At 73.8% G+C, this 15,032-nt stretch carries 14 protein-coding genes; 4 read left to right on the top strand and 10 right to left on the bottom strand.

All coding sequences use genetic code 11. From position 1 onward, the window contains the following. Window positions 1-65 precede the first annotated feature (65 nt). The 7 genes from ACIRPP_RS22260 to ACIRPP_RS22230 form a co-directional block, all read right to left on the bottom strand. Window positions 66-1,490 carry a hypothetical protein gene (locus ACIRPP_RS22260; protein WP_403645544.1) on the bottom strand — a complete coding sequence of 475 codons (1,425 nt, stop codon included), beginning with the start codon at window positions 1,488-1,490 and terminating at the stop codon, window positions 66-68. Continuing rightward, the gene (locus tag ACIRPP_RS22255; RefSeq protein WP_362098649.1) at window positions 1,487-2,062 is read right to left on the bottom strand and encodes a SigE family RNA polymerase sigma factor; all 576 of its coding nucleotides are present in this window, start codon (window positions 2,060-2,062) and stop codon (window positions 1,487-1,489) included. Before ACIRPP_RS22255 ends, ACIRPP_RS22260 begins: the two co-directional genes overlap by 4 nt. Window positions 2,063-2,634: 572 nt before the next feature. Further along, window positions 2,635-3,708, bottom strand: coding sequence for an aspartate-semialdehyde dehydrogenase (locus ACIRPP_RS22250; RefSeq protein ID WP_403645540.1), 1,074 nt, complete (start codon window positions 3,706-3,708; stop codon window positions 2,635-2,637). Then, the gene (locus ACIRPP_RS22245; protein WP_192231453.1) at window positions 3,708-4,985 is read right to left on the bottom strand and encodes an aspartate kinase; all 1,278 of its coding nucleotides are present in this window, start codon (window positions 4,983-4,985) and stop codon (window positions 3,708-3,710) included. The genes ACIRPP_RS22250 and ACIRPP_RS22245 overlap by 1 nt, the downstream gene beginning before the upstream one ends. Window positions 4,986-5,217: 232 nt before the next feature. After that, on the bottom strand, window positions 5,218-5,880 hold the full coding sequence (locus ACIRPP_RS22240; protein WP_403645536.1) for a DUF5063 domain-containing protein: 663 nt from the start codon (window positions 5,878-5,880) through the stop codon (window positions 5,218-5,220). Continuing rightward, window positions 5,873-6,472: a recombination mediator RecR gene (recR, locus tag ACIRPP_RS22235; protein ID WP_164443860.1), complete on the bottom strand. Its 600-nt coding sequence runs from the start codon at window positions 6,470-6,472 to the stop codon at window positions 5,873-5,875. Before recR ends, ACIRPP_RS22240 begins: the two co-directional genes overlap by 8 nt. A 59-nt stretch (window positions 6,473-6,531) precedes the next feature. Beyond that, a complete protein-coding gene (locus tag ACIRPP_RS22230) occupies window positions 6,532-6,873 on the bottom strand; it encodes a YbaB/EbfC family nucleoid-associated protein (protein ID WP_164334234.1) in 342 nt (113 codons plus the stop codon). A 274-nt stretch (window positions 6,874-7,147) separates the two neighbouring features. Between ACIRPP_RS22230 and ACIRPP_RS22225 the strand changes: the two genes are divergently transcribed. After that, window positions 7,148-7,891: an SLATT domain-containing protein gene (locus ACIRPP_RS22225; protein ID WP_403645531.1), complete on the top strand. Its 744-nt coding sequence runs from the start codon at window positions 7,148-7,150 to the stop codon at window positions 7,889-7,891. Window positions 7,892-8,627: 736 nt separating this feature from the next. Here ACIRPP_RS22225 and ACIRPP_RS22220 read toward each other — a convergent pair. From ACIRPP_RS22220 to ACIRPP_RS22210, 3 genes are all read right to left on the bottom strand, one after another. Further along, window positions 8,628-10,550: a serine/threonine-protein kinase gene (locus ACIRPP_RS22220; RefSeq protein WP_403645528.1), complete on the bottom strand. Its 1,923-nt coding sequence runs from the start codon at window positions 10,548-10,550 to the stop codon at window positions 8,628-8,630. 76 nt (window positions 10,551-10,626) lie between these two features. Next, on the bottom strand, window positions 10,627-11,118 hold the full coding sequence (locus tag ACIRPP_RS22215; protein ID WP_403645525.1) for a MarR family winged helix-turn-helix transcriptional regulator: 492 nt from the start codon (window positions 11,116-11,118) through the stop codon (window positions 10,627-10,629). Beyond that, window positions 11,115-11,720 (bottom strand): DJ-1/PfpI family protein, encoded by a 606-nt coding sequence (locus ACIRPP_RS22210; protein ID WP_403645521.1) that lies wholly within the window; start codon window positions 11,718-11,720, stop codon window positions 11,115-11,117. Before ACIRPP_RS22210 ends, ACIRPP_RS22215 begins: the two co-directional genes overlap by 4 nt. A 214-nt stretch (window positions 11,721-11,934) precedes the next feature. On the opposite strand from ACIRPP_RS22210, the gene ACIRPP_RS22205 reads away from it, so the two are divergent. The 3 genes from ACIRPP_RS22205 to ACIRPP_RS22195 all read left to right on the top strand — a co-directional run bounded on the left by ACIRPP_RS22205 (window position 11,935) and on the right by ACIRPP_RS22195 (window position 14,988). Then, a complete protein-coding gene (locus tag ACIRPP_RS22205) occupies window positions 11,935-13,290 on the top strand; it encodes an aspartate aminotransferase family protein (protein WP_403645518.1) in 1,356 nt (451 codons plus the stop codon). Window positions 13,291-13,456: 166 nt separating this feature from the next. Continuing rightward, the gene (locus ACIRPP_RS22200; RefSeq protein WP_164333390.1) at window positions 13,457-14,158 is read left to right on the top strand and encodes a GntR family transcriptional regulator; all 702 of its coding nucleotides are present in this window, start codon (window positions 13,457-13,459) and stop codon (window positions 14,156-14,158) included. 179 nt (window positions 14,159-14,337) lie between these two features. Then, on the top strand, window positions 14,338-14,988 hold the full coding sequence (locus tag ACIRPP_RS22195; protein WP_403645515.1) for a hypothetical protein: 651 nt from the start codon (window positions 14,338-14,340) through the stop codon (window positions 14,986-14,988). The last annotated feature ends 44 nt before the right edge of the window (window positions 14,989-15,032 follow it).

The raw sequence follows: 15,032 nt of genomic DNA, 5'->3' as shown, positions 1-15,032 counted from the left end.
GGTCGGGGGGTGAGAGACGCCGGGCCCGTGTGTACGGTCCCGGCCGCTCCGCTGTCGGGCGGCCGTCAGGACGCCGTCAGGATGCCCGTCCAGTAGACGGTGCCCGCACAGGCGTTGGCCACCGTCGCGCTGGCCGCGCCGGTCCCGGTGGCCGCCGTGTACGTCACCGTGACACTGCCCTCGACCGTGCCGTCGCCGCGCAGGGTCTGCGGGGAGGCGCCGTCGTCACCGCCGGCGCCCGTGGTGGCACCGGTGGTGGTCGTGCCCCCGCTGGGCGTCGGGTCGGGCGAGGGGCCGCCCGTTCCTCCCCCTGAGGCGCCGCCGGTGGTCGGGCAGGTCTCACTCGGCACCCACGCGAACTTCACCTCGTAGGCCGCGCCCGGCTTCAGCAGCAGCCCCGAGGCGGCTTCCAGGGACGGGTCGGGCAGTCCGGCCGCCGCGTCGCCCGGCGCATGCCGCATGGTGGAGACCTTGGCCGGGTCGGCGGCGCCCTGCGTGGCCACGCCGATCCCGCCCGGGGCGCCGACCGTGCAGGTGTCCCCCGAGTTGTTGGTGACCCGGAACGCGCCGTACACGGTGCCCGTGGAGTCGGGTGCCGCGGTGCTCGCGACGGCGGCACCGAGGTGGTCGGCGGTACACGCGGGGGCGCCGGTGTCGGCGCTGGACGAGGGGCCGGTGCCCTCCGTCGCGCCGGCGCCGGTGCTGTTGCCGGTGCCTTCGTCCTTGCCCTTCTCGCCGCCCTTGCCGGTGCCCTCGATCTCGTCGGAGGAGCCTCCGGCGGTGCTCGCGCCGTTGTCCGGGCCCTTGCCCTGGCTGGTGCCGCCCTGCGCCTGCGAGGCGTGGCCGACGGCGGACGGGTTGGCGTCGGAGCCGGACGAGGTGGACACGTGCACGACGGCGGGGACGGCGGTGCCGACGAAGAGCGCGGCGGCCGCCATGCCGACCAGTGCCTGCCGTTTGCGGGCCCGGCGGGCGGGGACGGCCCGGCGCAGGTAGTCGAGGGTTCCGTCGCTGGGCTCCACCTCGCGCACCGCCTGGTGCAGCAGGTCACGCAGGGCGCGTTCGTCCGCGCCGAGCTCCCCGGTGCTGCCCGGGTCCGCGGAGTCCGCCGGTCCGTGGGAGGCTCCAGCGCGCGCGGACTCCCCGGCGTCGGCCGCGTTCCCGGCGCCGGCGGAGCCCGCCGGCCCCTCGGCGTTCGCGGAGCCCTCATCGTCCGCAGAGCCCCCGGCGCTCCCGGAGCCCTCGACGCTCACAGATCCCTCGGCGCTCACGGGCTCCCCGGAACGCGGACTCGCCGGTTCCGCCGGGCTCCCGGAGCCGCTGGAGTCACTGGAGCCGCTGGAGCCGCTGGAGCCGCTGGAGCCGCTAAGGCTGCCGCCGCTCTCCGCTTCCTTCCCGGGGCCGGGCCGGTCCGGACGTGCGGGATCCTCGGAGGGCCGGTCGCCGCCGCTCGGGCGGTCGTGGTCGTGCATGCCCTTACCGTCGCTCATGCCGGCGCCTCCATGGCGACCCGCAGCGCCGCGATGCCGCGCGAGCCGTACGCCTTCACGGAGCCCAGCGATATGCCGAGCGACTCGGCGACCTGTGCCTCCGTCATGTCGGCGAAGTAGCGCAGCACCAGCACCTCGCGCTGGCGGCGCTGCAGGCCCTTCATGGCCTGGATGAGGGAGTCCCGCTCCAGCTGGTCGTAGGCGCCTTCCTCCGCGCTCGCCATGTCGGGCATGGGCTTGGACAGCAGCTTCAGGCCGAGGATGCGGCGGCGCAGCGCCGAGCGGGAGAGGTTGACGACCGTCTGCCGCAGGTACGCCAGGGTCTTCTCCGGGTCACGGACGCGTTTGCGGGCCGAGTGCACCCGGATGAACGCCTCCTGGACGACGTCCTCGCAGGAGGCGGTGTCGTCGAGGAGGAGCGCGGCGAGGCCCAGCAGGGAACGGTAGTGGGCGCGGTAGGTCTCGGTGAGGTGGTCGACGGTGGTACCGGCCGCGACGGCGTCGTCGGTGCCGTCGCGCTGATCGGGTATGCGGACCGGCCGCGCTGCGGGCATGGGCGCGATCACCGGCATGCCACCGGGCACGCCGGCCAGTCGCGGTCGGAGAGCCTGGCGGGGGGAACGGGGGCGGAGAGCCGCACCGCGCGCCGCTGTGAAGTCGAGTACCTCAGCCACGCCAGTTGGACACGTCTCCCCCCGTAAGGGTTGTACGTGCCGGGCATCACTTTTGCGCCGACCGCCGCGGAGGGTGGCACGCCGGGCGCCCCGGCCGCGGGCCCGTCGGACAGCGACCCGGGTGCCACCGCCTCGGCTCCGCCGGCGTGCCCCACCGCGTCCGACCACGCACTCCATGACCTCATGCGTCCCGCTCTTCCCCTGTGTCTCATATGAACGGGCGTCCCCACGCCCGGTTCCAGACGTCCCCACGTCTGAAAGACCGCGTCCCCACGCACCGGCAAAGGGTGACCGCAAAGACGCTCCCCGCCCGCCGCTCGGTTGCGGCGGGCGGGGAGGTCGATCCTCGGGTTCCCATCCTCGGTTCCCGGACCGGCCGGTTCAAGTGATCGGGACCATCAACCCGGCCCACTCGACTGACACAGATCCTACAAACGAAACCCGCCGGAACCAGGGGGTTTCACGCTCCGTCAGGTCTCGGCCGCCACCAGTTCGGCGATCTGCGCCGTGTTGAGCGCGGAGCCCTTGCGCAGGTTGTCCCCGCAGACGAAGAGTTCGAGCGCCGTCGGATCGTCCAGGGCGCGGCGCACCCGCCCGACCCACGTCGGGTCGGTGCCGACGACGTCCGCGGGCGTCGGGAACTCGCCCGCGGCCGGGTTGTCGAACAGCACCACGCCGGGGGCGGTCGCGAGGATCTCGCGGGCCCGGTCCACCGTGACCTCGTCCTCGAAGCGGGCGTGCACGGTGAGGGAGTGCGTGGTGACGACCGGGACCCGTACGCAGGTCACGGCGACCGGCAGGCGGGGCAGGCCGAGAATCTTGCGGGACTCGTCGCGGACCTTCATCTCCTCCGACGACCAGCCGTCCTCCCGCAGGGAACCGGCCCACGGCACGACGTTGAGCGCGACGGGTTCCGCGAACGGCCCGGTGTTGTCGCCGACGGCCCGCCGCACGTCGCCCGGGCTGGTGCCGAGCTCCGTCCCGGCGACCAGGGACAGCTGCTCGCGCAGCGTGCGGACGCCCGCATGTCCGGCCCCGGAGACCGCCTGGTACGAGGAGACCACCAGCTCCCGCAGGCCGAACTCGGCGTGCAGCGCGCCCAGCGCGACGATCATCGACAGGGTGGTGCAGTTGGGGTTGGCGATGATCCCGCGCGACCGCATCCGGGCGGCGTGCGGGTTGACCTCCGGGACGACCAGCGGCACCTCGGGGGCCATCCGGAAGGCGCCGGAGTTGTCGATCACCACCGCGCCCCGGGCGGCGGCGAGGGGGGCCCACTGCGCGGACACCTCGTCGGGGACGTCGAACAGCGCGACGTCGACCCCGTCGAAGGCCTCCTCGGTGAGGGCCACGACCTCGACCTCCTCACCGCGCACGGCCAGCTTGCGGCCGGCCGAGCGCGAGGAGGCGATCAGGCGGATCTCCCCCCAGATGTCCGCCCGCTGGGACAGGATCTGGAGCATGACCGTGCCGACGGCGCCGGTCGCTCCCACGACCGCGAGCGTCGGCCGTCCGGAGCGGCCGGACCCGGTGGAGGCGGCCATCAGCGGCCGGTGCCCCCGTAGACGACGGCCTCGTCGCTGTCGGAGTCCAGCCCGAAGGCGGAGTGCACGGCGCGGACGGCCTCGTCCACGTCGTCCTTGCGGGTGACCACCGAAATGCGGATCTCGGAGGTCGAGATCAGCTCGATGTTGACCCCGGCGTCGCTGAGCGCGGTGAAGAAGTCGGCGGTGACACCCGGGTTGGTCTTCATGCCCGCGCCGACCAGGGAGATCTTGCCGATCTGGTCGTCGTAGCGCAGGGAGTCGAAGCCGATGGCGCCCTTGTTGCGCTCCAGGGCCTCGATGGCCTTGGGCCCCTCGCTCTCGGGGAGCGTGAAGGAGATGTCCGTCAGTCCGGTGGACGCGGCGGACACGTTCTGCACGACCATGTCGATGTTGATCTCGGCGTCGGCGATCGTGCGGAAGATCGAGGCCGCCTCGCCCGGCTTGTCCGGCACACCGACGACCGTGACCTTGGCCTCGGAGGTGTCGTGTGCGACACCGGAGATGAGAGCCTGCTCCACCTTCTTGTCCCCTTGCTTGATCGGCTCGCTGCTGACCCACGTGCCCTGGAGCCCGCTGAACGACGAGCGGACGTGGATCGGGATGTTGTACCGGCGGGCGTACTCCACGCAACGGTGGAGCAGCACCTTGGAACCGGAGGCCGCCAGTTCGAGCATGTCCTCGAACGAGATCCAGTCGATCTTCCTGGCCTTGGTCACCACGCGCGGGTCGGCGGTGAACACGCCGTCCACGTCGGTGTAGATCTCGCACACCTCGGCATCGAGCGCCGCGGCCAGCGCGACGGCGGTGGTGTCGGAGCCGCCCCGGCCGAGCGTGGTGATGTTCTTGCCCTGCTGGCTGACGCCCTGGAACCCGGCGACGATGGCGATGTTGCCCTCGTCCACCGAGGCCTGGATGCGGCCCGGCGTGACATCGATGATGCGGGCTTTGTTGTGGACGGAGTCGGTGATGACACCTGCCTGGCTGCCGGTGAAGCTCTGGGCGTTGTGGCCCAGGTTCTTGATCGCCATGGCCAGCAGGGCCATGGAGATCCGCTCTCCGGCGGTCAGCAGCATGTCGAGCTCGCGCCCGGCAGGAAGGGGGGATACCTGCTCGGCGAGATCGATCAACTCGTCCGTCGTGTCGCCCATCGCGGAAACCACGACGACCACCTGGTGGCCGTTCTGCTTGGCTTCCACGACCCTCTTGGCGACGCGCTTGATGCCTTCGGCATCGGCTACGGAGGAGCCTCCGTACTTCTGCACGACAAGGCCCACGTGCGCTCCTCGCTCAGTCCGTTGTTGTCCCACGATGTACACACATGTGTGTGATGCGTGGCGGGCTCATTCTATCGAGCGTCCGAAAATCCCCTCGGCGATATCGCATGGTGAGACCTCCGGGCGCCCGCGCAGGGGGCTCATGCCCAGCCCGGCGCAACGCACTCGGAAAAGCGACCTGCGTCACATGGGGAGGCGGTTCGTGAAGGCCCGGGCGGGGCCCGGCGCGCGGCTACCTGACCGGTGAGCGCAGGCCCAGCGGCTCCGCGATCTCCTCCGCCATCACCTGGCCCGCCTCGAACTCCAGGGTGTCGTCGCCCACGCCCTGGTCGGTGTCGAGGCCGTCGAGTGCGGCGAGGGGCTGGTTGAGGCGGACGTGGGCGACGACCGACTGCAGGGCGCGCAGGGTCGCGGACGCCGTGGAGCCCCAGTTGGAGAAGTAGGAGAACTGCCACCACCACAGGGCCTCGGTGGTGCGGCCCGCGCGGTAGTGGACCATGCCGTGCCGCAGGTCGGTGATGACGTCCGTGAGGTCGTCGGAGATCCGGGCGGGCACGGGCGCCGTGCGGGGCTCGTAGGGGTCGAAGACCTCGGAGTAGACGTCGATGGGGTCCAGCATGCGCGCGAGGTTCTCGCGGAGCTCGTCCACGTCCGGCTCGGGGCCCGGGTCGGGCTCGTAGCGCTCGTCGGGGACGATGTCCTCGTGGGCGCCGAGCCGGCCGCCGGCCAGCATCAGCTGGGAGACCTCCAGCAGCAGGAACGGCACCGCCGAGTCGGGCTCGTCGCCCTTGGCGACCTCGGTGACGGCGACGAGGAAGCTCTCGATCTGATCCGCGATCTGGACGGCGAAGTCGTCCGGATCCTGGTCCGTGACATGCAGCGTGGCATCAGACATCTAGGAGTCGTCTCCCCTCGAAGGCGCGGCCGAGGGTCACCTCGTCCGCGTATTCCAGGTCGCCGCCCACCGGGAGGCCGCTGGCCAGGCGGGTGACCTTCAGGCCCATGGGCTTGATCATGCGGGCGAGGTACGTCGCCGTGGCCTCGCCCTCGAGGTTGGGGTCCGTGGCCAGGATCAGCTCGGTGACGGTGCCGTCGGCCAGGCGGGCCAGGAGCTCCCTGATGCGCAGGTCGTCAGGGCCCACGCCGTCGATGGGGCTGATCGCGCCCCCGAGCACGTGGTAGCGGCCGCGGAACTCGCGGGTGCGCTCGATCGCCACGACGTCCTTGGGCTCCTCCACGACACAGATGACCGCGGGGTCGCGGCGGGTGTCGCGGCAGATGCCGCAGAGCTCCTCCTGCGCGACGTTGCCGCAGGTCGCGCAGAAGCGGACCTTGGCCTTGACCTCCATCAGCGCGTGGGCGAGACGGCGGACGTCGGTCGGTTCGGCCTGGAGGATGTGGAAGGCGATCCGCTGGGCGCTCTTGGGACCGACGCCGGGCAGCCTGCCCAACTCGTCGATGAGGTCCTGTACCACGCCTTCGTACAACGGACTGCCGTCCTTCCTGGGGTCACGTCACTAGGTACCGTAGAGGTCCGCGGGCCGTCTTAGAAGGGCAGTCCGGGGATGCCGCCGCCGCCCAGGCCCTGGGCCAGCGGGCCCAGCTTCTGCTGCTGCAGGTTCTGGGCGTTCTCGTTGGCCGCGTGGACGGCCGCGAGGATCAGGTCGGCGAGCGTCTCGGTGTCCTCGGGGTCCACCGCCTTGGGGTCGATCTGCAGGGCCCGCAGTTCACCGGAGCCGGTGACGGTGGCCTTCACGAGCCCGCCGCCCGCCTGGCCCTCGACCTCCGTGCGGGCCAGTTCCTCCTGGGCCTTGGCGAGGTCCTGCTGCATCTTCTGGGCCTGCTGCAGCAGCTGCTGCATGTTGGGCTGGCCACCACCGGGGATCACGATTCAGCTCCTTGTGGTCGGTCGGCCGGGCCGCCGGCCGGTCGGGCCGTCGGTCCGGCGGGCTGTCGGGCGTTCCTGCCGTTCGGCACGAGCCTACGTGGTCGCGGCAGCCGTCGCCCCAGCACTCTTTCGAGTGAGTCCCACGGGGCGCCTATACCTGATCACGGCCCTCTTCCGGGCGGAAAAGGGGCCGAACCCGCCACTGGGCCACCCATTGGGCGGTAGGAAGGGTCCGGCAGGTCGCGGATCAGTCACGGTCAGTAGGGAGTACCGGGTGGGTCAGCCGGAGATGCAGCCCGAGGGACGGCCTCAGGACCGGCACGGCAAGGGGGCCGCACCGCGGTCGGGTGATCTGACCGGGCGGGTCTTCCCGCTCGGTGACTGGGGCGAACCGGCGGCCCGGCTGGACGAGTTGTACCGGTGGGTCGAGCGGGGGGCGCTGGACACGGCCGCCTGGTATCTCACCGACCGGATGTGGAAACGGCGCTGCGGGCAGGTGCTGCGCGCCGGGACGGCGGTGGGCGCGGTGACCGGGGCGGCGCTGCCGCTGCTGGACCTGGCCGGGGCGCTCGGCGGGGTGGCCCCGTGGGGGTACCTGTCGCTGCTGGTGGCGGTGGCGTGCGTGGCCGCGGACCGGTACTTCGGGGTGACGTCCGGCTGGATGCGGGACCTGGCGACGGCCCAGGCGGTGCACCGCCGGCTGCAGGCCCTCCAGTTCGACTGGGCGTCGGAGTGCGTCCGTGAGGTGCTGGGTCCGGCGGACGGCACGGCGAGCGAGGCGGCCGAGCGGTGCCTGTCGGTGCTGCGGCGGTTCTCCGAGGACGTCGCGGAGCTGGTGCGGGTGGAGACGGCCGACTGGATGGTGGAGTTCCGCACCGGGGGCTCGCCCCTGGGCGTTCAGGGGGCGGTGTCGGGCCCGGGCCGTCCGGAGCCGGTGATGCCGCACGGCCGGTTCTCCACCCCGCCCGGGTCGGCCCGCCCGAACATGCCGAGGCAGCGCCCGCCGGAGCCGCGGTAGCGCGTCCGGCGGGCACTGTGCCCCTGGCCGTCGGCCGGCGGCCGTCGACCCGCAGCCGCGGCGATGCGTCCGGGGTCAGCGGGGCCCGGCAGTGCGCGGGCGTCGCGTTCTCCCCGGCGGTAGGAAGTCACGGACGGGCCGGGGCGCCCCCCGCCTGCCGGGTACGGGCATCCGGCCCCCGGCCTGCCGGGAGACGGGCATCCGGCCCCCGGCCTGCCGGGAGACGGGCATCGATCCCTCGGCCGACCCACCGGGCACGGGCACCCGGACCCCCGCCTGCCGGGACGCGGGCATATGGCCCCCCGCCTGCCGGGACACGGGCATCGATCCCTCGGCCGACCCACCGGGCACGGGCACCCGGACCCCCGCCCGCCGGGACACGGGCATCCGGCCCACCGCCTGCCGGGACACGGGCATCCGGACCCCCGCCTGCCGGGACGCGGGCATATGGCCCCCCGCCTGCCGGGACACGGGCATCGATCCCTCGGCCGACCCACCGGGCACGGGCACCCGGACCCCCGCCCGCCGGGACACGGGCATCCGGACCCTCGGCCGACCCACCGGGCACGGGCACCCGGACCCCCGCCTGCCGGGACACGGGCATCCGGCCCACCGCCCGCCGGGACACGGGCATCGATCCCTCGGCCGCCCCACCGGGTACAGGCATCCGCCCCCGGCCCCCTCACCCGCCCCCGCTCAGTCCCGCGCGGACGCGCTCACTCCCGCGTCGACGCGCTCAGTCCCGCGTGTAGGTGAGCTGCTCGCCGCTGCTGGTGTTCACGCGCTGGAGGGTGTCGCCGGGCAGCAGCCGGACCTGGGTCGCGGCGCCCGGGGTGCAGGCGCTGCGCGGCCGGCCGCTGGTCACGCTCGACGGCCCGAGCTGCAGCCCGCCGGAGTCGGAGGCGGAGGTCAGCCGGGCCTCGAACACGCAGCGGTAGGTGCCGTTGCCCGTGGGCCCCTCGGCGAGGAGGGACAGGACCGTGTCGCCGACCCCGCCCTGCTGGATGGTCAGCCGGCGGGAGTGCACCCCGCTCGTGTTGTCGATGGTCGCGGACCAGCTGCCCAGGTAGGCGGCGGGGACGGTGCCGTCGGGCGGGGACGTGGTGCCGGGCCCGTCCGTGCCGGGCTGCTTGCCGTCGGACGGGGTGGCGTCGGAGTCCCCCCGGGCGGCGTCGCCGGAGGCGGACGGTGAGGCGGACGGGCCGCCGCCGGCGCCGGTGTCGCCGTTGCTCATCAGGGCGTACACGGTGCCGCCCGCGGCGAGCGCGACGACCAGGGCGATGACGACGAGCAGTGCGGTGGACCGCGCGTCGCGGCGCGGGTCCCGGGGCGGGCCGTAGGGAGGGGTCCCGGTGAAGGGCGGCGGGCCGTAGGGCGGGGTGGCTCCGGCGCCGTGGCCGCCGTAGGGGTAGCCGTAGCCGGGGTGCGGCTGGGGATGGCCGTACGCGGGCGGGTTCTGCGGGCCGGCGGGGTGGGCCGGGGCGCCCGGGGCCGGCGGCTGGGCGGCGTGCTGCCCGGCGACGACGACGGTGGGGAGGTGGTTCACCGGGGTGCCGGCGCCGGGCGCGCCCGGTGCGGGCGGGGACGGGCGGCCGGGGGTGTCGTCGGCGGCCGGGGCGTGCTCGGGGGTGGCGGCGGGCGCGGGCAGGGCGCGGGCAGCCGGGTCCTGCGCCGCCGGCGCCCCGGGCGCCCCGGGCGTCCCGTCGGGTCCGTCGGGTCCGTCGGGTCCGTCCGGCGTCTCCGGGTTCTCCGTGTCGAGCAGCCGCACCGCGTGGCGGCCGAGCTGCGCGACGAGGGCGCTCGGCAGCCAGGGGTCGCGGGAGCGGCCGTCGGTGACGGTGTCCTCGGCGCCGGTGCGGTCCAGGATCCGGCGGAGCGTGGGCCGCGCGGCGGGGTCCTTCTTCAGGCAGTCGCGGACCAGGTCGGCGATGCCCTCGGGCACGCCGTCGAGGTCGGGTTCCTCCTGGGCGATGCGGAACATCAGGGCGTGCACGCCGCTGTTGGCGGTGCCGAAGGGCAGCCGGCCGGTGGCGGCGTAGGCGAGGACCGCGCCGAGGCAGAAGACGTCGCAGGCGGGGGTGATGCGGTCGCCGCGCACCTGCTCGGGCGCCATGAAGCCGGGCGATCCGACGAGCGCGCCGGTGCGGGTGAGCCCGCCGTCGGTCACGGTCTCCAGGGCGCGGGCGATGCCGAAGTCGATGACCCGCGGCCCGTCGATGGTGACGAGGATGTTGGACGGCTTGAGGTCGCGGTGGACGATGCCGGCGGCGTGGATGTCCTGCAGCGCGTGCGCGAGGCCGGCGCCGAGGATGCGGACCGACCGCTCGGGCAGGGCCCCGTGGTGGTGGCCGACGACCTGCTGGAGGCTGGGCCCGGCGACGTAGCCGGTGGCGACCCACGGCACCGGCGCCTCGGTGTCCGCGTCGAGCACCGGAGCGGTCCACGCGCCGCCGACCTGCCGGGCCGCCTGCACCTCCTGCCGGAAGCGCGCCCGGAACTCCTCCTGCCGGGCCAGCTCCTCGTGCACCAGCTTCACGGCCACGGTCCGTCCCCGGTCGGAACGGGCCAGGTAGACGGACCCCATGCCGCCCGCGCCGAGCCGCGCGAGCAGCCGGTACGCGCCGATGTGCGGCGGATCCCCGGGACCGAGCTTCTCCATCGTTGCGCCGCCTTCCCCCCAGTGAGCAACATCATGAGGATAGTGCGGGGCCCGTGCGGACGGCCGGGGACGACGTCTACGGTTCCGTAACAGGCGCGGGGCCGGTGGCCGGCCGGGCGGTCTCGGGCGGGCCGAGCCCGTCGAGGACCTCGGACAGGCGCCCGAGCAGCCGGACCGTCCGCTCCAGGTCCTCCTGCCCGAACGCCTGCGCGAGCCGGTCGGCGAAGGCCGCGTGCCCGGGGTCGATCCGGGCGACGGCTTCGCGTCCCGTTGCAGTGGGGGTGAGCAGCTTCGCGCGGCGGTGGGCGGGGTTGGTCCGGTACTCGGCGAGCCCCTGGTCGACCAGCAGGTCGGCGATGCGCTGCACGCTCTGCCGGGTGATGCCCATGGCGCGGGCGATCCCGGAGACGGTCAGCGGCTCGGTGAGGACCGCGCCCAGCACCTGCCAGCGGGCGGCGGTGAGCCCGGCGGGCCGGGCCAGTTCCTCGGCGACGGCGAGGAACTGGCCGTTGAGCCGGAACACCCCGAGCGCGCTGCCGCTCAGCAGTTCCTGCCGGGCCCGGCTCACCGGGACAGTGCCTTCTCGTACGCGGCGTAGGCGGCCGGGTCGGAGTCGTGGAACAGCCGGAACCAGGGGTCGATGACGGTCTCGTCGTAGGCGCCGAGCAGGCGGAAGACCTCGCGGGCGAAGGCGACGGGTTCGGTCGGGCCCGCGGTGACGAGGAGGCCGTCGGTGACGGCGTCGGCCTCGGTGTACCGCCCGCCGCCCCGGTAGCCGGTGGCGGCCAGGTAGTGGGGGGAGCCGCTGGTGTGCGCGCGGTCGTCGAGCAGGCCCTCGCGGGCGAGTCCGGCGGTGGCGCCGCAGATCGCGGCGACGGGCACGCCCGCGTCGAGGAAGGCGCGCGCGGCGCGGGCGAAGGGGGCGAGCGTGTCGCCGGTGTCCCAGAGGGACGCCCCGGTGAGGATCAGCAGCGCGCTGTCCTCGGGGCGGAGGGCGTCGAGCGGGAGGCCGGGCAGGACGCGCAGGCCGCCCATGCTGGTGACGGGGCCGTCGGCGGGGGCGACGGTGCGGATCTCGTACCCGGCGAGGGCGAGGTGGGCGGTGGTGTGGCCGGGTTCCCAGTCGGCGTAGGTGTCGTAGACGGCGAGGTGGACGGGCTTGCGGGTCATGACCGCTCCCTGGGGTCTCGACGGGCGGGAGGGCCGCCGGACGGTGGCGGCCGGGGACGATGACGCCCCTTCCCATGACAGCAATCTGTCATGTCGACAGCTTGCTGTCAATGGGGGGCGGGGCGGGACGTTCGACAACCTGTCGCGGAAAGCCCGCGACCGCAGACAGGGCGCCGATGTCGCGGGGCGCCCCGGGCGGCCTACCCTCGGCGGCATGACCGCTCAGCCGAACCCCGAGGCCGGCGCCGCAGTGAAGGCCGCCGACCGTGCCCATGTGTTCCACTCCTGGTCCGCGCAGGAGCTCATCGACCCGCTCGCCGTCGCCGGGGCGCAGGGGTCGTACTTCTGGGACTACGACGGCCGGCGCTATCTCGACTTCGCCAGCGCGCTCGTCTACACGAACATCGGCTACCAGCACCCCAAGGTCGTCACCGCGATCCAGGAGCAGGCCGGACGGATGACGACGTTCGCGCCCGCGTTCGCCGTCGAGGCGCGCTCGGAGGCGGCCCGGCTGATCGCCGAGCGGACCCCCGGGGACCTGGACAAGATCTTCTTCACCAACGGCGGCGCCGACGCCGTCGAGCACGCCATACGCATGGCCCGGCTGCACACCGGCCGCCCCAAGGTGCTGTCCGCGTACCGCTCCTACCACGGCGGCACCCAGCAGGCCGTGAACCTCACCGGTGACCCGCGGCGCTGGGCCTCCGACAGCGGGACGGCCGGGGTCGTGCACTTCTGGGCGCCCTTCCTGTACCGCTCGCGCTTCTACGCCGAGACCGAGGAGCAGGAGTGCGCGCGGGCGCTGGAGCACCTGGAGACGACGATCGCCTTCGAGGGGCCGTCGACGATCGCCGCGATCATCCTGGAGACGATCCCGGGCACCGCGGGCATCATGATGCCGCCGGCCGGCTACCTCGCGGGCGTGCGGGAGCTGTGCGACACGTACGGCATCGTCTTCGTGCTGGACGAGGTGATGGCCGGGTTCGGGCGGACCGGCGAGTGGTTCGCGGCCGACCTGTACGACGTCGTGCCGGACCTGCTGACCTTCGCCAAGGGCGTCAACTCGGGATACGTGCCGCTGGGCGGGGTCGCCATCTCCGGGGCGATCGCCGACACCTTCGGCAAGCGGCCCTACCCGGGCGGCCTGACGTACTCCGGGCACCCGCTGGCCTGTGCGGCGGCCGTCGCGACGATCCGGGTGATGGCGGAGGAGGGCGTCGTGGAGAACGCGGCCCGGCTCGGCTCGGACGTCCTGGAACCCGCGCTGCGCGAGCTGGCGGAACGGCACCCGAGCGTGGGCGACGTCCGCGGGACCGGCATGTTCTGGGCGCTGGAACTGGTCCGCGACCGGGAGACCCGCGAGCCGCTGGTCCCCTACAACGCGGCCGGTGAGGCCAACGCCCCGATGGCCGCGTTCGCCGCCGCCGCCAAGGAGGGCGGGGTGTGGCCCTTCGTGAACATGAACCGCACGCACGTGGTGCCGCCGTGCACCGTCACCGAGGCGGAACTCAAGGAAGGCCTGGCGGTGCTGGACTCCGCCCTGTCGGTGGCCGACGAGTACGTCGCCTGACCCCTCCGGGGCCGGGGAGCGGGCGGGTGCGGGCGGGTGTCCCGATCCCCTCCGTACCGGCCCCGGTCGAACGTTCCTGCCGCACTCGAACGCGTAAGGTGTCGTGCCCGTAGGACACCATGTGCGTGCACGGCACGCGCCACGCGACGAGGGAGCCCCCCGGACCATGCCCGGCAGCAGCGGCAACGCCGCGGTGACCCGCAGCACCCTGCGGCAGCAGATCGCCGACGCGCTCCGCGACGAGGTGCTGGCCGGACGGCTCCAGCCGGGGCGGGAGTTCACCGTCAAGGAGATCGCCGAGCAGTACGGGGTGTCCGCGACGCCGGTGCGGGAGGCGCTGGTCGACCTGTCGGCCCAGGGCCTGCTCGACGCCGACCACCACCGCGGCTTCCGGGTGCACGCGTTCACCGCCCCCGACTTCCGCGGCATGATCGAGGCCCGCAGCCTGGTCATCGACGGCATGTTCCACTCCCTGGCCCACGGCCACCGGGCCCGCTTCCGGCCGGACGAACCCCGTGTGGCCGCCGCGCTCGCCGGGGTCCGGCGGCGCGGCGAGGAGGCCCGGCGCGCCGCGCTCGCCGGGGACCTCGCCATCCTGATCGGCTACGACCTGCGCTTCTGGCGCGAGCTGACGGCCGTGTTCGGCAACCCCTACCTCACCGAATTCCTGCACCGGCTGCGCGTCCAGACCTGGGTGGGCATCGTGCAGCACCTGCGCAACCTGCCCGACCTGCGGGGCCGCCTGTGGTCCCGGCACACCGAGCTGGTCGACGCCCTGTCGCAGCGCGACACCGACACGGCCCGCGCGATCATCGCCTCGTACAACGCCCACTCGCTCGCCCTGATCGAGCGTCTGGCGGACGGGTGAGCAGTTGCGGGGGCCGCGGCCCGCGTCGTCGGGGCTCGCCCGGGTATGGGACGTGCACGAGGAAAACGTCTCCTCGCACCGCGCCGATACCCTTCCATGACCGCTGTGTCCGCGGTGACCACCGCGAGCGCGGCCACCGTGACCGCCGTGACCGCCGTGCTATATGCGAGGAGCCCTCTTTGGCCTGTGACCTGTGGCTGGTACCGCTCGTCGACGTCTTGTGCCACACGCCCGACAATCCGTTCGCCGAGGAACTCGCGCAGTACAACAGGGTGCTCGCGGACGGCGGGCTGCCTCCGGTGCCGGTGTACCAGTACATGCCGGGGCTGTCCGGCGAGGTCGCCCCGGTCGCGGGATTCGACTACGACGCGCTGCACTTCCTGCGCCGCGCCTACCTGCTCCACGTGTGCGGGCTCCCCGTCACCCCGGTGGGCGAACTGGGCGGCGACTACGAGCAGTTGCTGGAGATGTTCGAGTCGACGGCACAGCAGTCCCACCTCGTCTGGCACTACGACCACGCGGGCGCCTACGTGCCCGTCGACTTCCCGCACCCGCTCTCCAGCGACGAACTCCTCGCGGGCGGCGGCCCCCTGGGCTCCTCGCACGCCCTGCTGCGGGAACTGGAGGCCGTGGCCCCCGCCCTCGGCATCGATCCGGCCAACCCCCCGGAGGCCCCCGAGCCTCCGCAGGGCCCGACGGAGCTGGAGGAGCCGGCCGTCCCCGCCCCCTACGATCCCAGCCCCTTCGCCCGCGAACGCCACGTCTGGCTGGGCCTGCACGCGGCGGCGACCCGGAGCCTGGCCCAGGGATCGATGATCGTCTTCAGCTGAGGCGTCCCCGGGGCGCGCCCCGGCCGGTCCCGGCCTCCCCCGCG

Source organism: Streptomyces sp. NPDC101219, assembly GCF_044767675.1.
Taxonomy (GTDB): domain Bacteria; phylum Actinomycetota; class Actinomycetes; order Streptomycetales; family Streptomycetaceae; genus Streptomyces.
The sequence above is the reverse complement of the archived record's forward strand: the minus strand, read 5'-3'. Positions and strand labels throughout refer to the sequence as shown.